17 protein-coding genes are annotated in these 20,325 nt (G+C 73.0%); 10 read left to right on the top strand and 7 right to left on the bottom strand.

Annotated features, from left to right (window positions below):
- Nucleotides 1-163 precede the first annotated feature (163 nt).
- The gene (locus ACZ69I_RS15020) at nucleotides 164-2,479 is read left to right on the top strand and encodes a glycosyl hydrolase family 18 protein (RefSeq protein ID WP_470832477.1); all 2,316 of its coding nucleotides are present in this window, start codon (nucleotides 164-166) and stop codon (nucleotides 2,477-2,479) included.
- 123 nt (nucleotides 2,480-2,602) lie between these two features.
- Here the strand turns inward: ACZ69I_RS15020 and ACZ69I_RS15025 are convergent, their stop codons facing one another.
- Entirely contained in the window at nucleotides 2,603-3,532 is a 930-nt protein-coding gene (locus ACZ69I_RS15025; protein ID WP_470832479.1) for an endo-beta-N-acetylglucosaminidase H, read from the bottom strand.
- Nucleotides 3,533-3,750: 218 nt separating this feature from the next.
- Here ACZ69I_RS15025 and ACZ69I_RS15030 point away from each other — a divergent pair, with 218 nt between their 5' ends.
- Nucleotides 3,751-4,092, top strand: a complete 342-nt coding sequence (locus tag ACZ69I_RS15030; RefSeq protein ID WP_470832480.1) for a tetratricopeptide repeat protein — start codon at nucleotides 3,751-3,753, stop codon at nucleotides 4,090-4,092.
- A 51-nt stretch (nucleotides 4,093-4,143) separates the two neighbouring features.
- On the opposite strand, the gene crcB (ACZ69I_RS15035) is transcribed toward ACZ69I_RS15030, so the two are convergent.
- The 4 genes from crcB (ACZ69I_RS15035) to ACZ69I_RS15050 all read right to left on the bottom strand — a co-directional run bounded on the left by crcB (ACZ69I_RS15035) (nucleotide 4,144) and on the right by ACZ69I_RS15050 (nucleotide 6,989).
- Nucleotides 4,144-4,518, bottom strand: a complete 375-nt coding sequence (crcB, locus tag ACZ69I_RS15035) for a fluoride efflux transporter CrcB (RefSeq protein WP_470832482.1) — start codon at nucleotides 4,516-4,518, stop codon at nucleotides 4,144-4,146.
- On the bottom strand, nucleotides 4,515-5,009 hold the full coding sequence (gene crcB, locus ACZ69I_RS15040) for a fluoride efflux transporter CrcB (RefSeq protein WP_470832484.1): 495 nt from the start codon (nucleotides 5,007-5,009) through the stop codon (nucleotides 4,515-4,517). The genes crcB (ACZ69I_RS15035) and crcB (ACZ69I_RS15040) overlap by 4 nt, the downstream gene beginning before the upstream one ends.
- 70 nt (nucleotides 5,010-5,079) lie before the next feature.
- A complete protein-coding gene (locus tag ACZ69I_RS15045) occupies nucleotides 5,080-6,189 on the bottom strand; it encodes a M20 family metallopeptidase (protein WP_470832804.1) in 1,110 nt (369 codons plus the stop codon).
- 56 nt (nucleotides 6,190-6,245) lie between these two features.
- The gene (locus ACZ69I_RS15050) at nucleotides 6,246-6,989 is read right to left on the bottom strand and encodes a PAS domain-containing protein (RefSeq protein WP_470832486.1); all 744 of its coding nucleotides are present in this window, start codon (nucleotides 6,987-6,989) and stop codon (nucleotides 6,246-6,248) included.
- A 215-nt stretch (nucleotides 6,990-7,204) separates the two neighbouring features.
- On the opposite strand from ACZ69I_RS15050, the gene ACZ69I_RS15055 reads away from it, so the two are divergent.
- On the top strand, nucleotides 7,205-10,477 hold the full coding sequence (locus ACZ69I_RS15055) for a bifunctional cytochrome P450/NADPH--P450 reductase (RefSeq protein WP_470832488.1): 3,273 nt from the start codon (nucleotides 7,205-7,207) through the stop codon (nucleotides 10,475-10,477).
- Nucleotides 10,478-10,532: 55 nt separating this feature from the next.
- On the opposite strand, the gene ACZ69I_RS15060 is transcribed toward ACZ69I_RS15055, so the two are convergent.
- Nucleotides 10,533-11,957, bottom strand: coding sequence for a dihydrolipoyl dehydrogenase family protein (locus tag ACZ69I_RS15060; protein WP_470832489.1), 1,425 nt, complete (start codon nucleotides 11,955-11,957; stop codon nucleotides 10,533-10,535).
- 164 nt (nucleotides 11,958-12,121) lie between these two features.
- On the opposite strand from ACZ69I_RS15060, the gene trxA reads away from it, so the two are divergent.
- A complete protein-coding gene (trxA, locus tag ACZ69I_RS15065; protein WP_470832491.1) occupies nucleotides 12,122-12,505 on the top strand; it encodes a thioredoxin in 384 nt (127 codons plus the stop codon).
- A gap of 22 nt (nucleotides 12,506-12,527) precedes the next feature.
- On the opposite strand, the gene ACZ69I_RS15070 is transcribed toward trxA, so the two are convergent.
- Nucleotides 12,528-13,562 (bottom strand): LacI family DNA-binding transcriptional regulator, encoded by a 1,035-nt coding sequence (locus ACZ69I_RS15070; RefSeq protein WP_470832493.1) that lies wholly within the window; start codon nucleotides 13,560-13,562, stop codon nucleotides 12,528-12,530.
- 167 nt (nucleotides 13,563-13,729) lie between these two features.
- Between ACZ69I_RS15070 and ACZ69I_RS15075 the strand changes: the two genes are divergently transcribed.
- The 6 genes from ACZ69I_RS15075 (at nucleotide 13,730) to egtD (ending at nucleotide 20,242) form a co-directional block, all read left to right on the top strand.
- Nucleotides 13,730-15,160 carry an amidase gene (locus ACZ69I_RS15075; protein WP_470832495.1) on the top strand — a complete coding sequence of 477 codons (1,431 nt, stop codon included), beginning with the start codon at nucleotides 13,730-13,732 and terminating at the stop codon, nucleotides 15,158-15,160.
- A gap of 101 nt (nucleotides 15,161-15,261) precedes the next feature.
- Entirely contained in the window at nucleotides 15,262-15,693 is a 432-nt protein-coding gene (locus ACZ69I_RS15080) for a type II toxin-antitoxin system PemK/MazF family toxin (RefSeq protein WP_470832805.1), read from the top strand.
- 154 nt (nucleotides 15,694-15,847) lie between these two features.
- Nucleotides 15,848-17,188, top strand: a complete 1,341-nt coding sequence (gene egtA, locus ACZ69I_RS15085; RefSeq protein ID WP_470832497.1) for an ergothioneine biosynthesis glutamate--cysteine ligase EgtA — start codon at nucleotides 15,848-15,850, stop codon at nucleotides 17,186-17,188.
- Nucleotides 17,185-18,528, top strand: coding sequence for an ergothioneine biosynthesis protein EgtB (egtB, locus tag ACZ69I_RS15090; protein ID WP_470832499.1), 1,344 nt, complete (start codon nucleotides 17,185-17,187; stop codon nucleotides 18,526-18,528). The genes egtA and egtB overlap by 4 nt, the downstream gene beginning before the upstream one ends.
- Nucleotides 18,528-19,283, top strand: coding sequence for an ergothioneine biosynthesis protein EgtC (egtC, locus tag ACZ69I_RS15095; protein WP_470832501.1), 756 nt, complete (start codon nucleotides 18,528-18,530; stop codon nucleotides 19,281-19,283). The genes egtB and egtC overlap by 1 nt, the downstream gene beginning before the upstream one ends.
- Nucleotides 19,280-20,242, top strand: coding sequence for an L-histidine N(alpha)-methyltransferase (egtD, locus tag ACZ69I_RS15100; protein WP_470832502.1), 963 nt, complete (start codon nucleotides 19,280-19,282; stop codon nucleotides 20,240-20,242). Before egtC ends, egtD begins: the two co-directional genes overlap by 4 nt.
- Nucleotides 20,243-20,325: the final 83 nt, after the last annotated feature.

Here is a 20,325-nt window from a genome sequence, read left to right on the forward strand (position 1 = left end):
CCGGACCCGTTCCCGCATCCGCCCCTGGCCTCGTACGCCTGACGCGACGTCGGCAGTGGCGGACACCCGGACGCGAACCGAAGGAGAGCCTCCCGACAAGCCCCGGCACCCGGCCTCGGCAGGCCCGGCACGGACGGACGCCTCACCTCCCCCAAGGAGAGCCGTGTCCCCACTCAGATCCCCAGCCAGAGCTCACCAGGCCCTGGCCCGCCCCCGACGCCTCATCGCCGTCCTCGCCGTGTTCGCACTGGCGCTGGCCGGACTCACCTCGTTCGCGGCCCCCGCCATCGCGGCCGCCAAGCTCACCGCCACCTTCGTCAGCGAGGGCAGCGGCTCGTCCTGGACCGGCAAGTTCGTCGTGAAGAACAGCGGCGACACCGCCGTCGACACCTGGTCCCTGGAGTTCGACCTGCCCGACGGCGTCACCATCAGCGACCACACCCACGGCACCGCCGAGGTCAAGGGCAGGCACGTAGTCGTGACGCCCGCGTACTACAACGCCCGCGTCCCGGCGGGCCGGGACACCGAGCCGTACAGCTACAGCTTCCGCGGCAGCGGCCAGCTCAAGGCTCCCACCGGCTGCCTCATCAACGGCGACAAGTGCGACGGCACCGCAGCCGTGCCCCCGAAGGCCCCCACCGGCCTGAGCGTCGCCGACGCCACCGCCCGCACGGTCGGCCTGAAGTGGACGGCGGCCGCGCAGGGCGACTTCCCCGTCGCCTCGTACGAGGTGCTGCGCGGCACCACCGTGGTCGCCGCCAGTGCCACCACCCAGGCCACCGTGCGCGGCCTGGAACCCGCGACCGCCTACCAGTTCAGCGTCCGGGCCAAGGACTCGCGCGGCAACACCGGCGAGGCCAGTGCCCCGGTCACGGCGACCACCGTGGACCCGGCGACCGACACCGTGCCGCCCACCGCGCCCCGCAACCTCCGGGCGGGCGAGGTCACTTCGAGCACCGTGAAGCTCGCCTGGGACGCGGCCACCGACAACCAGCGCGTCGCCGCGTACGACGTCTACCGCGGCACGACCCTCGTCGAGAGCCTGCCCGCCGACACGCTCACCAGCACCGTGACCGGACTGACGCCCGACACGGAGTACTCCTTCACCGTCAAGGCAAGGGACGCCGCCGACAACGCGTCGCCCGCGAGCAACGCCCTGTCGGTCACCACCAAGGAGCCCGTGGGCCAGGGCGGCTACGCCAAGGTCGGCTACTTCGTGCAGTGGGGCATCTACGGCCGCCAGTACTTCGTGCGGGACCTGGAGACGTCCGGCGCCGCGGGCAAGCTCGACGTCGTCAACTACGCCTTCGCCAACATCGATCCGAAGAACCTCACCTGCCTCAACGGCGTCACCAAGGGCACCACGCAGAACCCCCAGGACCCCAACCAGGGCGACGGAGCCGGGGACGCCGAGGCCGACTACGGCCGGGCCTTCCCCGCCGGGCAGTCCGTGGACGGCGTCGCCGACGACGGCTGGGGCAAGCTGCGCGGCAACTTCAACCAGCTGAAGAAGCTCAAGGCCAAGCACCCGAACCTCAAGGTGGTCGTCTCGCTCGGCGGCTGGACCTACTCCAAGTACTTCTCCGACGTCGCCAGGACGGACGACGCGCGGAAGAAGTTCGTGAAGTCCTGCGTCGACATGTACATCAAGGGCAATCTGCCCGCGTACAACGGAGCGGGCGGTGACGGCGTCGCCGCCGGCATCTTCGACGGCTTCGACCTGGACTGGGAGTGGCCGGGCTCGCCGGACGGCCACCCCGGCAACCACTGGAGCACGGCCGACAAGGCCAACAACACGGCCCTGATCGCCGAGTTCCGCAAGCAGCTCGACGCGCTCGGCGGCAGCCACCGGCTGCTCACCGCCTTCACTCCGGCCGACGCCAAGAAGATCAACGACGGCTGGGACCTCAAGGAGGTCTTCACATACCTGGACTTCGGCAACGTCCAGGGCTACGACTTCCACGGCGCGGGCAGCGACAACTCCTGGGAACCGAACCGCACGGGGCACCAGGCCAACCTGTACAAGGACGCGCAGAGTCCCTACCCCACCGACTTCAGCATCGACGACGCCGTGAAGGTGTACACCGATCAGGGCATCAAGCCGCGCAAGCTGACCATCGGCTTCCCGTTCTACGGGCGCGGCTGGCAGCAGGTCGCCGACGGTGGCGTGCACGGCGAGTGGCAGAGCGCCAACGGCGCCGCGCCCGGCCAGTTCCAGGAGGAGGCGGGCACTCGCGGCTACGACAACCTCGTCGCCGCCTTCCCGAACCTGACCGTCCACCACGACGAGCAGTCCGTCTCCACGTACGGCTACACCGGGGCGAACGGCCAGTGGTGGTCCTTCGACGACGTCTGGTCCATCGAGAAGAAGACCCAGTACATCAAGTCCAAGGGTCTGCTCGGCGGCATGATCTGGGAGATGTCCGGAGACACCTCGAACAACGTCCTGTTCAACGCGCTGGACCGCGGGCTGAGGTAGGCCCCACGAGTCGGGCCGCCCCGGAAACCCCCTCCGAGGCGGCCCTCCCCCTGTGCCGTCACGTCACCACGACGTACGGCCGCGCCCCGACATCGTTGTCAGAACGCGGCACGCACCGCCGCCCTACGGCGTGTAGACGGCGTTGCTGCCGTACAGCTCCCTGGTGAACGCGGAGACGTCGGCGCTGCGATCGGCGCCGTCGAGGTTGTACGTCAGATAGACGCCGTACCCCTCACTGACGGTGCGCCGGGCGAGACTGGCGACCGTGCTCTGCGAGGTCCCGCCGATCTCGACGGCCGCGGGCGACAGCTTCGACTTCGGCAGGGCGATGCCGGGAACCTGCCAGGAGCCGTAGTACGGGTTCCAGGCGTAGTCGAACTTGGACGAGATGTTGACGCCGCCGTAGGAGAGGCGCGACGCGGCCGGGCCGATGTTGTAGAGGCTGATGATCTTGTTCGGCATGTTCGCGCGCAGCGCCGTCACCAGGTTCACGAACGAGCTGGCGTTGGGCTGACCTGTGCCGTTGTTGCCGTACTCGGCGTACTCGTCGTCGAAGTCGATGCCGTCGAGGTTGTACTTGGCCACGGTGTCCGACATCTGCTTGGCGAACGCCGAAGCGGCCTGCCTGGACGGGAAGTTGGCGAAGCCCGCGCCCTGGTGGTTGCCGAGCACCGAGAGGACGACCTTGATGCCCTTCTGCTGGAGCGGCCGTATCTCCGTGGCGGCGTTGTCGAGGACGCGCTGCACGTTCTCGTTGAAGTGCAGGTACGCCGCCTTCTTGCTCGTGTCGTAGTTGATGTTCGCCGCGAAGATCACGGCGACGTCGAAGACGTTGCCGCCGCCGTTGGCGAGGGTGTACTTGCCGACGTTGCGCATGCTGTTGTTGTTCACCTCGACGTACGCCACCGAGGTCGGTCCCTGTTTCGTGGGTGCGGGGGCGGGCTCGGGGGCCGCCACCGCGCCGGTCGCGGCGGTCGTACCGAAGGCGAGGGCCGCGACGGTTGAGAGCGCGAGCGCTGCCGTCCGCGCTCTGCTCCGTACCAGAGTGAACATCGTTGATCGGTCTCCCATCGTGTGGGTCGGCGCCCGACGTGTTCGAAGCGCCGAGTGAGCCCTCAGAGTTTTCCGCTCAAGTGACCGAATCCGGAGAATCACGCGGGAGATCTTCACGATTCCCACGCATCTCGCGGCCTCACACGCGCCGCGTGGCCATCGTGGAATTTTCAACTACATGGCCTCGTTACACGCCACGAAGGAGGCAGACAGTGGACATGACCTATTACGACCAGGGGACGGCGGCCGAGCGCTGGGAGCGTGCGCGGCTGTTCTTCGACGCCAAGGAGTACGTGACGGCGGCGCGGATCCTCGACGCCCTCGCCGACGAGGTGCCCGAGCAGGTCGCCCCGCGTCTGCTCCTTGCCCGCGCCTACTACCACTCGGCCCAACTGCTGCGCGCCGAGGCCGCGTTGCGCGAAGTTCTCGAACTCGATCCGGTGGAGAGCTACGCCCGGCTCATGCTGGGGCGCACCCTGGAGCGCCAGGGCCGCACCGACGACGCGAGGCCGCACCTGCGCATGGCCGCCGCGCTGAGCGGGGACGTCGCCCCGGTGTGAGGCGGCCCGGGGCGGGGCCCGCGGGGACGTCGCGTCCCCGCGGGGCTCGCCTCACGGCCAGAGGGCCTCGGCCACGGCCACCCCCGCGAACGCCGCGCCCAGACCCGCGACGACGCTTCCCAGCGCGTTGGCCACCGAGTAGAACCCGGCACCGCGCTCGGCCAGCCGCAGGGTCTCGTACGAGAACGTCGAGTAGGTCGTCAGTGCCCCGCACAGGCCGGTGCCGAGGAACAGTTGGGTGTGCGAGCCCGCCGCGCCCGCCACGACCGCGCCGGTGACCACCCCGAGGACCAGGCAGCCCACCACGTTGACGGTGAAGGTGCCCCAGGGAAAGACGGTCCGGTGCCTGAGCTGCACGGCACGGTCGGTGAGATAGCGCAGCGGGGCGCCGATCATGCCGCCGGCGACGACGAGCAACCAGTTCACGCGCGCCTCCACGCCACCACGCGGCGCGTCGTCCACGCCGCGCACCACACCGCCGCGACGGCCGCGAGCAGGGTCAGGCCCAGATAGGCCAGGCCGGTGCGGGCGCGGCCGTCCCGTACCAGGCGCTCGATGTCCACCGCGTACGTCGAGAAGGTGGTGAAGCCGCCGAGGACTCCCGTGCCGAGGAACGGCCGCACCAGCGGGTGCGCCGTCCGCACCTCGCTCACGAGCACCATGAGGACGCCGATCGACGCGCACCCCACGGCGTTCACCACGAGGGTCGTCCAGGGGAACCCGCCGGTGGCGCCCGGCCAGATCGTCGACGCCGCGTACCGGGCCACGGCGCCGAGGCCGCCGCCGACGGAGACCGCCGCGAGGATCTGCCCCTGGCCCCGGCGGTCCCGCGCCGCTTCGCGGCGCTGCGCGGCCACGGACAGATCGATGTCGGGGTCCGTGGGTTCGTCCACCGCCCCGGGCCGTTGAGCTCCCATGGGCCTACGCTAACCGTCGCCGCCGGTCACCGCGTCGTCGGCTCCCGCCGTGGGCGCACGTCGTCGGCCCTCAGGACAGGTGCTCGCCGTCGCGGATCGCGCGCACGAGTCCGGCGACGAGGCCGGCCCGGCCGGCCATGGCATCGACCACCACGTACTCGTGATCCGCGTGCGCGCCGCCGCCGACCGCGCCGAGGCCGTCCAGGGTCGGCACCCCGAGCGCGGCCGTGAAGTTGCCGTCGCTTCCGCCGCCGACCGCCCGGCCCGCCACACCGGGCATCAGCCGCTGCGCCACCGCGAACAGCCCGGCGGCCGCCGACTCGGGCATCGGGGGACGGCCGACCGAGCCCCGGACCGTGACCCGGGCCTCCGCCAGGTGCGGGGTCAGGGCCGCGAAAGCGGCCTCGATCCGGTCCTTCTCCTCGGCGGTCTCGACCCGTACGTCGACGACGACGGTCGCCTCGGCGGGAACGACGTTGTCGAGCGTGCCCGCGCCGGCGACGGTCGGGGTGACGGTCGTGCCGATCCCGGGGCGGCCGAGGGCCGCGATGTCCAGGACCTGGTGTGCCGCTTCGACCAGGGCGTTGACGCCCGCCTCGGGTTCGAGGCCCGCGTGCGAGGCGCGGCCCCGGACGGAGACCTCGAACGTGCCGCATCCCTTGCGGCCGGTCTTCAGCCCGCCGCCGTCGGCAGCGCCCTCGAACACCAGGACGGCGCCGCAGTCGAGGGCGCGCTCCTCGATGAGCGCGCGGGAGGAGTGGGAGCCGACCTCTTCGTCGGCGGTCACCAGGATCTCCACTCCGGACCGGTCCTCCAGCGCCGCCAGTCCGTGAATCGCCTGGACGAGACCGCCCAGCATGTCGAAGACCCCGGGGCCGGTCGCGTGCCCGCCCTCGACCTGGAACGGGCGGCGTTCCAGGGTGCCGAGCGGAAAGACCGTGTCGTGGTGGCCGAGGATCAGCACCCTGGGGTCCCCGCCGGCCGACCAGTGGACGTGCGGCCCGGCTTCGCTCCCGATGAGCAGGGCCTGCCCGCCCAGACGGTTCTCGATGACGGCGGCGACAGCCTGTGCCGAAGCCGTCAGGGCGGTGACGTCGCGCGAGGGCGACTCGACCTCGACGAGCGTCCTGAGGTCCTCGATCATCGCGTCGACACTCACGTCCGCGGTCTCTCGCATCATCACGGCGCAAGGGTACTTGGCGCGCCGATCAAGGAACGTGACCGGTCGGGCGCCGTCTACGGCGGGCCCGTGCGGCGCGTGGCGGGGGCCGAGACCTTCGGCGGCCACGCGAGCGGGTCCAGGAGTCCGAGGACGTAGGCCCGGGCCACGAGGGCCGTCCGGTTCGGTGCCTGGAGACGGCGGCAGAGCCGTGTCAGGTGGTAGTTGACGCCGTCGGCGCCGATGCCGACCGTGCGCGCCACGACCGATGTCGTCGCGCCGCCGGCCACCAGGCGCAGGATGCGGGCCTCCTGCGCGCTCAGCGCGGGGTGGGCGAGCTCCGCCCCTGCCCCGTTCGGGTCGGCAGGGGCGGAGTCCGCGGCGGGCTCCTTCCGTTCCTCGGCCACGCGGAGCGTCACCAGCAGGGGCGGGGTCTCCTCCAGCGGGTCGGTGACCGGTTCGACGGTCACCTGTCCGTGCCGTGCCGTGCCGCCCGCCCTCCAGGTCGCCTCGACGGGGTAGCGGGATCTGCGGCCGGAGCGCATGGCCTCGTCCAGCTTGCGGAGCTGGCGGCTGTTGGTGGGGGTGAGCAGTTCGAGCAGCAGCCGGTTGGCCACGCGCCCCGGCTGCAAGCCCAGGGCCGCGGCGAACGCGGGGTTGGCGACGGAGACGAGGCCGTCCGCGCCCGCGATGGCGGTCGGCGTGGGGGAACGGTCGAGCAGGCTGAGGAAACGCCCGCGCCAGACGGCCGCGTCGGCGACCTTCTCCTTGCTGCTCGCCCCGTCGCCGGAGCGGCTGTCGGGTGCGCCCGGATCACTCACCTACATCACTCCCCACCCGCGTCACGACACGTCCGGCCCGCGCCCCCGCCGCCACGCACTTCGGTGTTCCGTGCGCAAGCGCCGGGGCCGAAAAGACCCCTACAAGATTATGTAGTTCTCGCCGAGGATCGCGGGCCGGGGCGGGCCACGGTAGGGACGGCGCCCCACTCCTGGGCGCTCAACTCCCCTGCGTCCACGGGAAGAGGCACTGGCCGATGAGCGAAGAACACACCGTCGAGGTCTGCGGTCTCCGGGACCACCCGGACCTCGTCCTGCCCACCGTCGATGTGACGGCGGCCGGACCGACCGCCACTCCGATCCAGCAGTCCGTGGAGCTCGCGCGGCGGCACGGCCCCTTCTACGTCCGCAGGTACCACGGTCGCGAGACCGTCTGGGTCAGCTCCCTGGAGCTGGTCGCGGAGCTCGCCGACGAAAGCAGGTTCTCCAAGGGCATCGGTCCCGCCCTGGAGAACGTCCGCGGCATCGCGGGGGACGGCCTGTTCACGGCGTACGACGACGAACCCAACTGGGCCAAGGCGCACGACATCCTGCTCCCCGCCTTCGCCATGAACTCGATGCGTACGTACCACCCGCACATGCTGCGCGTGGCCCGGCGCCTCATCGCCTCCTGGGACGGCCGGTTCACGCCGGGCGCGGCCGAGTCCGCGCCGGTGGACGTGTCGGAGGACATGACCAGGATGACGCTGGACACCATCGGCCTGGCCGGGTTCGGCTACGACTTCGAGTCCTTCGGCCGCGCCGAACCCCACCCCTTCGTGCGGGCGCTCGTCCGGGGCCTGGCGCACAGCCAGGCGAAGCTGGCCCGGGACCCCGCCGGGGAGTACGGCGCGCAGGACGCGGCCTTCGAGACCGACGCCGCCTTTCTCGCCGAGGTCGTCGACGAGGTGATCGAGACCCGCAAGGCGTCGGGCGAAACCGGCACCGACGATCTGCTCGGCCTGATGCTCAACTCCCCGCACCCCGAAAGCGGCGAGGCCCTGGACGAGGCGAACATCCGCAATCAGGTCATCACCTTCCTCATCGCCGGGCACGAGACGACCTCGGGCACGCTCTCCTTCGCCCTGCACCACCTGGTGCGCAACCCCGCGGTCCTGCACCTCGCGCAGGCCGAGGTCGACGCGCTGTGGGGCGACGAGCCGGACCCCGAGCCGACGTACGAGGACGTGGGCAGGCTGCGTTACGTACGCCAGGTGCTCAACGAAGCGCTGCGGCTGTGGCCGACCGCCCCCGCCTTCCAGCGCAGGGCCCGCGCCGACACGACCCTCGGTGGGCGCCACCCGGTCAAGGCGGGCCAGAACGTGGTGGTGCTCACGCCGATGCTGCACCGCGACCCGGTCTGGGGCGACAACGTCGAGGAGTTCGACCCCGAGCGCTTCGCCCCGGAGACCGAGGCGGCCCGCTCCCCGCACGCGTACAAGCCCTTCGGAACCGGTGAACGTGCCTGTATCGGGCGGCAGTTCGCCCTGCACGAGGCCACCATGCTGCTCGGCATGCTGGTGCACCGCTACCGTTTCGTCGACCGGGCCGGCTACCGCCTGAAGGTCAAGGAGACCCTCACCCTCAAGCCCGAGGGCTTCACCATGACGCTGGCCCCGCGCACCGCGGCGGACCGCGCGCGCAGCCGGGCCGCGGTCGCCGGACTGTCCGCACTCGGCGGCGCGTCCGGCTCCGACGGCGCGGCGGGGGGAGCCGCCACGGGAGCGTCGGACGGGCTGCCCACGCGGGCGGTGGCGGGCACCGCCCTGACGCTGCTGCACGGTTCCAACTTCGGGACGTGCCGCGAGTACGCCGCACAACTCGGGGAGCTCGCCGCCGGGTTGGGCTTCGAGGTGCGTGTCGCACCGCTCGACGAGGCGGCCGGCGCCCTGCCCGCCGACTCCCCCGTCGTGATCGTCGCCGCGTCCTACAACGGACGGCCCACCGACGACGCGGGCGCCTTCGTCTCCTGGCTGGACCGGGCCGCGCCGGGCTCGGCCGACGGCGTGCGGTACGCGGTCCTCGGCGTCGGGGACCGCAACTGGCCGGCGACCTACCAGCGGGTGCCCACCCTCGTCGACGAAGGACTCGCCGGAGCGGGCGCCACCCGCCTCCTGGAGCGCGCCGAGGCCGACGCCTCCGGGGACCTCACCGGCGCGGTGGACCGCTTCACCTCGGCTCTGCGCCGGACCCTGCTGCGGCAGTACGGCGACCCGGAGAGCGTCGGGGAGACCGGCGGTGCGCCCGAGGCCGGCGGCTACGACGTCGTGGAGGTCTGCGGCGGGCCGCTGGACGCGCTGGACGCCCGGCACGGCACGGTGCCGATGACCGTCACGGAGACCGCCGATCTCGCCGACCTCGCCCATCCGCTCGGCCGCCCGAAGCGGTTCCTGCGCGTGGCGCTGCCGGACGGCGTGTCGTACCGCACCGCCGACCACCTCTCCGTCCTGCCGGTCAACGACCCCGCGTCGGTCGAGCGCGCGGCGGCGGTCCTCGGTGTCGCCCTGGACACGGTCCTCAGCATCCGGGCCCGTCGGCCCGGCCGGTCCACCCTGCCGCTGGACCGCCCCGTCGCCGTCCGTGAACTCCTCGGCCGGTACGTCGAGTTGGGTGGCTCCCCGACCGCCGCGCAGACCGCCCTGCTCGCCGAGCACAACCCGTGCCCGCCGGAACGGGCCGCGCTGGAGCGACTGGCGGGCGACCGGGCGGCGCTGACGGAGCGAAAGGGCAGCCTCCTCGACCTGATCGAGGACCATCCGGCGCTGTGCGGCAGGCTCGCCTGGCCCGTACTGCTCGAACTGTTCGCGCCGGTCCGCCCGCGCCACTACTCGATCTCCTCGTCGCCCGCGGTCTCGCCGGACCACGCCGACCTGATGGTCTCGCTCCTCTCGGCCCCCGACCGCTCGGGCCGCGGTACCTTCCGCGGCGCCGGATCGTCGTACCTGCACCGTCTGCGGCCCGGCGACACCCTCCACGCGCGCGTGCAACCCTGCCGGGACGACTTCCGTATCGATGCCGCGTCGCAGACCCCGCTCATCATGGTCGGCGCGGGCACGGGTCTCGCGCCGTTCCGCGGGGCGATCGCCGACCGCCTGCGGGTGCTGCGCGACGGCGGCCGGCTCGCTCCGGCGCTCTGCTACTTCGGCTGCGACCACCCCGACGTCGACTACCTGCACCGCGCGGAGCTGACGGACGCGGAGCGCGCGGGCGCGGTGTCGATGCGCCCGACGTACTCCGGCGCGCCCGAGGGCGGGCTCCGCTTCGTGCAGCACCGGATCGAGGCGGAGGCCGAGGAGGTCTGGGGCCTGCTGGAGGCGGGGGCGCGGGTCTACGTCTGCGGCGACGGCGCGCGGATGGCCCCGGGCGTCCGGGAGGCGTTCCAGCGGCTGCGCGCGAAGTGCGCGGGCGGCGGGAGCGCGGCGGCCGAGGTGTGGTGGCGGGAGCTGGTCACCGCGGGCCGTTATGTCGAGGACGTCTATCGGGGCGGCTGACGTGTGAGCGGCCGTCGTCGGAAGGAACACCCGACGACGGCCACCGCAGGACGGCTCAGCCCCGGTACGTCTCCAGGAGCCGCAGCCACACCTCGCTGATCGTCGGGTAGGCCGGGACGGCGTGCCACAGGCGGTCGATGGGGATCTCGCCCGCGACCGCCATCGTCGCCGAGTGGATGAGTTCGCCGACGCCGGGACCGACGAAGGTGACGCCGAGGAGGATCTCGCGGTCCAGGTCGACGACCATGCGGGCGCGGCCGCGGTAGCCGTCGGCGTAGAGGCCCGCGCCCGCGACGCCCGACATGTCGTAGTCGACGGCGCGGACGCGGTGGCCCGCGGCCTCCGCCTCGGCGAGGGTCAGGCCCGCGGAGGCCGCTTCGGGGTCGGTGAAGACGACCTGCGGGACGGCGTCGTGGTCGGCCGTGGCGGCGTGCGCCCCCCACCGGTCGCTCTCCAGGAGCGGGATCTTCTGCGCGCGGGCGGCGATGGCGGCACCGGCGATACGGGCCTGGTACTTGCCCTGGTGGGTGAGGAGCGCGCGGTGGTTCGCGTCGCCGACCGCGTACAGCCAGTCGCTGCCCTCGACGCGCAGGCTCTCGTCGACCGACAGCCAGGAGCCGGGTTCCAGGCCGACGGTCTCCAGACCGATGTCGTCCGTGCGCGGGGCGCGGCCCGTGGCGAAGAGGATCTCGTCGGCCTGGAGGGTCGATCCGTCGTCCAGGGTCGCCGTGACGGTGCCGTTCTCGCGGCGCACCGCGGTGACGGAGACGCCGGAGCGGACCTCGGCGCCCGCCTCGGTGAGGGCCTCCTGGACCAGCTCGCCCGCGAACGGCTCCATGCGGGGCAGCAGGCCCCCGCCCCGGACCAGCACCGTGACGGCTGAGCCGAGGGCCTGCCAGGCGGTGGCCATCTCCACGGCGACGACGCCGCCGCCGACGACCAGGAGGCGGCCGGGCACGTGGTCGGCGCCGGTGGCCTCGCGGCTGGTCCACGGCTTGACGTCGGCGAGGCCCGGCAGGTCGGGCAGGGCGGCGCGGGTGCCGGTGCAGACGGCCACGGCGTGGCGGGCCCGCAGCGTGTGCGCGGTGCCGTCCGTGCCGGTGACCGTGACCTCGCGGGGGCCCGCGAGGCGGCCGTGGCCCCGGTACAGGTCGACGCCGACGCCCTCCAGCCAGCCGACCTGGCCGTCGTCCTTCCAGTGCGACGTGTAGTCGTCGCGGTGCGCGAGGACGGCGGGGGCGTCGAGCGGTCCCTGCACGGACTGGCGCAGGCCGGGGACGCGGCGGGCGTCCGCGCGGGCGATGACGGGGCGCAGCAGGGCCTTGCTGGGCATGCAGGCCCAGTAGGAGCACTCGCCCCCGACGAGCTCGCTCTCCACGATCGCGGCGCTGAGCCCGGCCGCCCGGGCCCGGTCGGCCACGTTCTCCCCCACTGGACCTGCTCCGATGACTACTACGTCGTATGTGATGGCATCCGTCATGAGGACAGTCTGTCGGCAGGTGTGCGCCGTGGCCACACGGGTACGCGCGCGTAATGCGCCGGTGCACATGCGGCACCTTCCGCGCGTACGACAGGCGGAATACGTCCGCACCATCGGCCGTTGTGCACAGCGGCTACGCCCGACAGCAGGAAGTAGGACACACCATGAGCAGCGCCACCCTGGAGCTCACCAAGGACAACTTCGACCAGACGGTCACGGACAACGGATTCGTCCTGATCGACTTCTGGGCCGAGTGGTGCGGGCCGTGCAAGCAGTTCGCCCCGGTGTACGAGAAGGCCGCCGAGGCCAATCCCGACCTGGTTTTCGCCAAGGTCGACACGGAGGCGCAGCCCGAGCTCGCGCAGGCCTTCAACATCCAGTCGATCCCGACCCTGATGATCGTCCGTGACCAGGTCGCGGTGTTCGCCCAGCCGGGCGCGCTGCCCGAGGCCGCGCTCACCGATGTCATCGGCCAGGCCAGGAACCTGGACATGGACGAGGTCCGCCGCCAGGTCGCCGAGGAGCAGGCCCAGCAGCAGGGCGAGTAAGCGGTACTCCGGGCCGTAGCGGTCAGCTGGACTCGCGGTGCACGACGTCCGCTCCGAGCACGTCGTGCACCTCGGGTTCGGCGCCCGGGTCGCGCACCACACGGTCGACGAGTTCGGCCAGTCCGCGGCCCGAGGGCAGTTGGATGCGGACGGTGCTGAGCCGGGGCCTGAGGAGCCGGCCCAGCATCAGGTCGTCCGAGCCGATGAGGGCGGTCCCCTCCGGGACGGCGATCCCTTCGTCCTGCAGGGCGCGCATCAGGAGCATGGCGTATTCGTCGTTGTACGCGAAGACGGCGTCGAGGCCCAGGTCGGGCCAGCGGGCCACGAGCCGGGCCGCTGACTCCTCGTCGTACGCGAGGGGCAGTTCGGTGACCGACGCGCCGGTGGTGCGGGTGCTCTCGACGGCCTGGCGGACCCCTTCGAGCCGGGGGCGCGAGAAGTGTTCCAGGCCCGGTTCCTCGGGGACGACGACGCCGATCCTGCGCCGCCCGCGGGCCAGGAAGTGCAGGGCGGCGGCCTCGCCGACCCTGCGTCCGTCCATCAGGAGGGCGTGCGCGCCCTCCACCCGGTGCGGTCCCAGGGTGAAGACGGCCTTGGCGCCGGACCGCTTCAGGACGGTGACGCCGCGCGGGCCGACCGCGGAGGCGTCGGGGGCCAGCACGGCCACGGGGCGCAGTTCGGCCCAGGCGCGGGCGGCGTCCTCGCCGGTCAGGCCGAGGCTGGCGTACTGCACGACGGTGTAGTCGAGACGGCCGAGCGCCCACTGCAATTCGTTGAAGAACTGGCTGAAGAGCGGGCCGACCGGGATTTCCGCGGTGGGCATCAGGACCATGCGGCTGTGTCCGGCGCGCAGGCTGCGGGCGGCGGCGTGGGGGACGTAGCCGAGCTCCCTCGCCGCTTCGTGGACGCGGCGGCGCGTGGGTTCGCTGATGCGGACGGCGCTGGTGTTGTTGAGGACGTACGAGACGGTCGCGCGGGAGACCCCCGCCAGACGCGCGACGTCGGCGCTCGTCGGCACGGAGCGCTGTGTGGACTGCTGCTTCGGTATCTGCGCCATGGCCCCGTCATCCTCGCAGATGCCGCCGCTGCCGCACCGGCCGGGCGGTGGAGCGCGCTCGGCCCGTGGGCCGGTCGCGGGTGCGTGAACTTCCCTTCCCGCGTTCCGCGTTGCCCTACTCGCCGGTTAACGTTCGGGCACCCGTCGTCGAGCGAAGGTGTCCCCCCATGACTGCCGACCGTGCCGAAGGCCTGGCGCGCACCGCCCGGGCGCTGGCCGATGGAGAGGTGTCCGCGCGGGCACTGACCGAGCGGACGCTGGCCAGGATCGAGGCGTCGCAGCCGGTGCTCAACGCGTTCAAGCTGGTGCGGGCGCGGGCCGCGCTCGCCGAGGCGGACGCGGCCGACCGGGAGCTGGCGGCGGGCGGCGCGTCCTCGGGACGGCCGCTGCTCGGGGTGCCGCTGGCCGTGAAGGACGACATGGACGTGGCGGGTGAGCCGACCGCGTTCGGCTGCCGGGGCGACTTCCCGCCGAGGACGGCGGACTCCGAGGCGGTGCGCAGGCTGCGGGCCGCCGGGGCGGTGATCGTCGGCAAGACCAACACGTGTGAGCTGGGGCAGTGGCCGTTCACCGAGGGGCCCGGCTTCGGCGACACCCGCAATCCGTGGAACACCGGCCACACGCCCGGCGGTTCGTCGGGCGGCTCGGCGGCCGCGGTCGCCGCGGGTCTGGTGCCCGCGGCCCTCGGCTCGGACGGCGCGGGCTCGGTGCGGATACCGGCGGCCTGGACCCATCTGGTCGGCATCAAGCCGCAGCGCGGCCGGATATCGACGTGGCCGTGGCCCGAGGCCTTCCAGGGCATCACCGTCAACGGGCCGCTCGCCCGGACGGTCGCGGACGCCGCGCTGCTCCTGGACGCGGCGAGCGGCAGCCACGAGGGCGACCTGCACCGGCCCTCGCCCATCCGGGCCGCCGAGGCCGCGACCCGCGATCCGGGGCGGCTGCGGATCGCCCTGTCGCTGCGGATGCCGTTCACGGCGACGCCCAAGCAGCTCCACCCGGTGGTCAGGGACCGGGTGGTGGCGCTCGCGGACCGGCTCACCGCGCTCGGGCACGACGTAGCCGAGGCCGACCCCCGCTACGGCCGGATCGGGCTCGCGTTCGTACCGCGTGCCACGGCGGGCATCGCCGAGTGGAGCGACCGGGTGCCGGACTCCTCGCTCCTGGACCGGCGTACGCGGGAAGCGGCCCGCATGGGGCGGCTGTTGGGGCGCACCCCGCTGCGGCTCGCACGCCGTGCGGAGGCGACGCTGCACAGCCGGGTGGGCGCCGTCTTCACGACGTACGACGTGGTGATCGCGCCGACGACCGCCGCTCCCCCGCCGCGCGTCGGCGCGCTCGCCACGCTGAGCGGCTGGCGGACCGACCGGGCGATGATCGCGGCGTGTCCCTACGCCTGGCCGTGGAACGTACTCGGCTGGCCGGGCGTCAACGTGCCCGCGGGCCGCGCCCCGGGCGGTCTGCCCGTCGGCGCCCAGCTGCTCGGCCCCGCGGGCAGCGAGCCGCTCCTGATCTCCCTGGCCGCGCAGTTGGAGGCGGACCAGCGGTGGTACGAGCAGTGGCCGGCGCCGGTGCCCGACGCGGCCGCGACGCCGTAGCGCGCGGCCGGGTCCGCGGACGTCCGCCCGTGCCGCTCCGCGGACCGGCACGGACACGTTCTACGGTGATCCATGTGACTGCTTCCATCGAAGACCCGCACATGTCCGCGTCGCCGGGCCGCTCCGGCGCCACCGCGACCACCGAGGCCGAGCCGCGCGAGGTGGGCCGGGTGCACACGCAGTACGCGCCGAACCGCGACGGCGATCCCGACCCCGGTGAGATCGTCTGGACCTGGGTGCCCTACGAGGAGAACGACGGGCGGGGCAAGGACCGGCCGGTGCTCGTGGTCGCCCGGGAGGCGTCCGGCACGCTGCTCGCCGTGCAGCTGTCCAGCAAGCGGCACGACCACGACCGCGAGTGGGTGCCCATCGGGAGCGGGCCCTGGGACCGCGGGGGACGCGACTCCTGGGTGGACATCGACCGGGTGCTGCGGGTGCACGAGCGCGGGATGCGGCGCGAGGCGTGCGCGCTCGACCGGATGCGGTTCAACCTGGTCGTGCTCCGTCTGAGGGAGCGTTACGGCTGGCGTTGAGCGGTGGTCGCGGACCCGCCTGGCCGGTGCCTCCATGGGCGCCGGACGGCGCAACCGAAATTCCCGGTACGAGAACGGCCTGAGGGGCACTCTTGTGCGGAGGCCCTCAAGGGTTTTGGGTGTGACGAGCAATACCGGATGGAAGGATCCCCGCATGCCTGAGGGAGACTGTAGGAAACACCGCACCACGCGCCCCACAAGGGTGCGGGACACGGTGTCGGAGGCCGAGGTGGAGGCGCTGGTCCGCGGCATCTGCTTCAAGACCGGACCGCCCCGTGTCATCGGTGTCGAACTGGAATGGCTCGTCCACGAGCCAGGCCGACCCCACCTGCCCGTACCCACCGCCCGCCTCGAAGCGGCCTACACCGCACTGCGGGCCCTGCCCCTGCAGTCGTCCGTCACCGTCGAACCCGGCGGCCAGCTGGAGCTCAGCTCGCTTCCCGCCACCTCGCTGACGGAGTGCATATCGGCCATGGAGGCCGACCTCGGCGTCGTACGCGACGCGTTACGTTCCCACCACCTCACCCTCAGCGGATACGGCGCCGACCCGTGGCGGCCACCGGCACGGATCCTGCGCGAACCCCGCTACGACGCCCTGGAGGCCTGCCTCGACCGCGGCGGACCGGCCGGGCGCCGCATGATGTGCTCGACGGCCTCCGTGCAGATCTGCCTCGACGCCGGTTACGAGGAGCCGGGCCCGCTCGGCTACGCGCGGCGCTGGCGGCTCGCGCACCTGCTCGGCCCCGTCCTGGTCGCCGTGTTCGCCAACTCGCCGTTGCAGGACGGCCGTCCGACCGGCTGGCGCTCGACCCGGCAGGCCGTGTGGGCGGGCATCGAGCCCGGCAGATCCGGAGCCCCGCCGCTCGACGGGGAGCCTCGCGAGGTCTGGACCCGGCACGCCCTCGACGCGCCCGTCATGTGCGTCAAGAGAGAGCCGGGCGACGGCCCCTGGAGCGTCCCGGAAGGGCTGAGCTTCCGGGAGTGGGCCCGGGCCGGCGCACCGCGCAGACCCAACCGCGAGGACCTCGCCTACCACCTGACCACGCTGTTCCCGCCGGTGCGCCCGCGCGGTCACCTGGAGCTGCGGATGGTCGACGCGCAGCCGGGGGACGACGGCTGGATCGTGCCGCTGGCCGTGACGAGCGCGCTGTTCGACGATCCGGAGGCGGCCGAGACCGCCTACCGCGCCGTCAAACCGCTGGCCGAGCGGTACGGACCGCCGGACTCCCCCGCCGCACCGCACAACCCGCTCTGGCTCGACGCGGCGCGGCACGGCCCGGCCGACCCCGAACTGCGCGAGGCAGCCGTCGCCTGCTTCGCCGCCGCCATGGACGCGCTGCCCCGCCTCGGCGCGGCCACGTCCGTGCGGAACGCCGTCGCGGCCTTCGCCGACCGGTACGTCGCACGGGGCCGCTGCCCCGCCGACGACCTGCTCGACGGCCTGCGCGACGCCCGCCACCCCCACGACACGCCTGGGAAGGACTCCCGCCGATGACAGGCTCCACCGCCGACCCCGAAGCCCTCCGGGAGCGCGCGCTGGCCGCGCTCCTGACCGCCCGGGACCGCACCACCCTCCTCACCACCTGCGTGGAGGAGTCCGAACTGGTCGCACAGCACTCGCCGTTGATGTCACCGCTGGTCTGGGACCTCGCGCACATAGGGAACCAGGAGGAGCAGTGGCTGCTGCGCGCGGTCGCGGGCCGCGACGCGATGCGCCCGGAGATCGATTCGCTGTACGACGCGTTCGAGCATCCCCGCGCCGAGCGGCCCAGGCTCCCGCTGCTGGCGCCCGCCGAGGCCCGGGGCTACGCGGCCGAGGTGCGGGGCCGCGCGCTCGACGTCCTGGAGAAGACGCCGCTGCGCGGTACGCCGCTCACCGACGCGGGCTTCGCGTTCGGAATGATCGCGCAGCACGAACAGCAGCACGACGAGACCATGCTGATCACCCATCAGCTGCGGACGGGCCCCACCGCCCTCACCGCCCCCGACCCGCCGTCCGGCGAGCCCTTCGACGGTCCCGCCGAAGTCCTGGTCCCCGGCGGCCCGTTCACGATGGGGACGTCCACCGAACCGTGGGCCCTCGACAACGAACGTCCGGCGCACCGCCGCCTGGTCCCGCCGTTCTTCATCGACACGACTCCGGTGACGAACGCCGCGTACCAGCGTTTCATCGACGACGGCGGCTACGACCAGATGCGCTGGTGGGACCCGGCCGGCTGGGCGATGGTCCGGGAGAACGGGCTGCGGGCGCCGCTGTTCTGGCGCCGCGAGGGCGGCCAGTGGCTGCGGCGGCGCTTCGGAACGGTGGAACCGGTGCCCGCCGACGAGCCGGTGCTGCACGTCAGCTGGTACGAGGCCGACGCGTACGCGCGCTGGGCGGGACGGCGCCTGCCCAGCGAGGTGGAGTGGGAGAAGGCCGCCCGGCACGACCCGGTCACCGACCGGTCAATGCGCTATCCGTGGGGCGACGCGGACCCCACTCCGGAGCGGGCCAACCTCGGCCAGCGGCACCTGCGTCCCGCGTCCGCCGGAAGCTACGCGGCGGGTGAATCGCCGCTCGGCGTACGGCAGTTGATCGGCGACGTCTGGGAGTGGACCGCCGGCGAGTTCCTGCCCTACCCGGGCTTCTCCGCCTTCCCCTACCGCGAGTATTCGGACGTCTTCTTCGGCGGCGACTACAAGGTGCTGCGCGGCGGCGCCTTCTCCGTCGACGCGGTGGCCTGCCGCGGCACGTTCCGCAACTGGGACCATCCGGTGCGGCGGCAGATCTTCTCCGGGTTCCGCACGGCGCGGGACGCCGGGCCCACGGAGACCGCGGACCCGGAGACCGCCTGATGTGCCGACACCTCGCTTGCGTCGGGCCGCCGGAGGCGCTCGGCGCCCTCCTCGTGACGCCCGCGCACAGCCTGTTCCGTCAGTCGTGGGCGCCCCGGATGCAGCGGCACGGCACGGTCAACGCCGACGGTTTCGGAGTGGGCTGGTACGCCGACGGCGACCCGGAACCCGCGCGCTACCGTCGCACCGGGCCGATCTGGGGCGATCAGTCGTTCGCCGATCTCGCCAGGGTCGTGCGCTCCGGGGCGCTCCTCGCCGCCGTGCGCGACGCGACCGTGGCGGGCGCGGACGGGGAGGCCGCGGCGGCCCCGTTCGCCACCGGGCCGTGGCTGTTCAGTCACAACGGCGCGGTCACCGGCTGGCCCGGCTCCCTCGCCCCGCTCGCCCACGGCCTGCCGCCCGCCGAGCTGCTCTCCATGGAGGCGCGCTGCGACTCCGCGCTGGTGTGGGCGCTCGTCCGGCACCGGCTGCTGCGCGGCGACGAGGCGGGCCAGGCCCTCGCGGACACCGTCCTCGAGGTCGCCGAGGCCGCCCCCGGATCGCGCCTCAACCTGCTGCTCACCGACGGCGACACGATCACCGCGACGGCCTGGGGCGACACCCTCTGGTACCTCGCGGAGCCCGGCCGCCGCACCGTCGTGGCCTCCGAGCCCTACGACGACACCCCCCACTGGCGCGAGGTGCCCGACCGCACGCTGCTCGCCGCCGACCGCACCGACGTACTGCTGACCCCGCTCAAGGAGCCCCCTGCGTGAGCCCGTTCCTGCTGACCCGCACCCTGCCCGAGGACGCCACGGACGCCGCGCTGCGCGCGGACGTCCTGCACGGCCTCACCCGAACCCCGAAGTCGCTGCCGCCCAAGTGGTTCTACGACGCGCGCGGCAGCGCCCTCTTCGACGAGATCACCACCCTGCCCGAGTACTACCCCACCCGCGCCGAGCGCGAGATCCTGGTGGCCCGTGCCGCGCGGATCGCCGAGGTCACGGGCGCCCGCACGCTGATCGAGCTGGGTTCGGGCTCTTCGGAGAAGACCCGCCACCTGATCGACGCCCTGCCTGACCTGCACACCTACGTCCCCGTGGACGTCAGCGAGAGCGCGCTGACCGGCGCCGCGAACACCCTGGTCGCCGAGCGGCCCGCGCTCGACGTGCACGCCCTGATCGCCGACTTCACCCGCGGCCTCGCACTGCCCGGCACGCCGGGCCCGCGCCTGGTCGCGTTCCTCGGCGGCACGGTCGGCAATCTGCTGCCCGCCGAGCGCGCCGCGTTCCTCTCCTCCGTGCACGCCCTCCTGCAGCCCGGCGACGCGCTGCTCCTGGGCACGGACCTGGTCAAGGAGGAGTCGGTGCTCGTCTCCGCGTACGACGACCGGACGGGCGTGACGGCGGCGTTCAACAAGAACGTCCTGTCGGTGATCAACCGCGAGCTGGCGGGCGACTTCGACCCGGACGCCTTCGAGCACGTCGCCGCCTGGGACGCCGAACGCGAGTGGATCGAGATGCGGCTCCGCTCCACCGCCGATCAGACGGTGAAGATCCACGCGCTCGACCTGGCGGTCGACTTCGTCGCGGGCGAGGAGCTCCGTACGGAGATCTCGGCCAAGTTCCGGGAGGACGGCGTACGGTCCGAACTGGCCGCCGCCGGACTGGAACTGACGCACTGGTGGACCGACGAGAGGAGCCGCTTCGCGCTGTCGCTGAGCACGGTGGCGTAAGAGTCCGGGCCATGTCCCCGACCGGCCCCGAGAGCTCACCCGGCGTGCCCGGTCCCGCCCGTGCGGCGCGGGACCGGGCCGTC

Source organism: Streptomyces sp. NPDC036815, assembly GCF_055609205.1.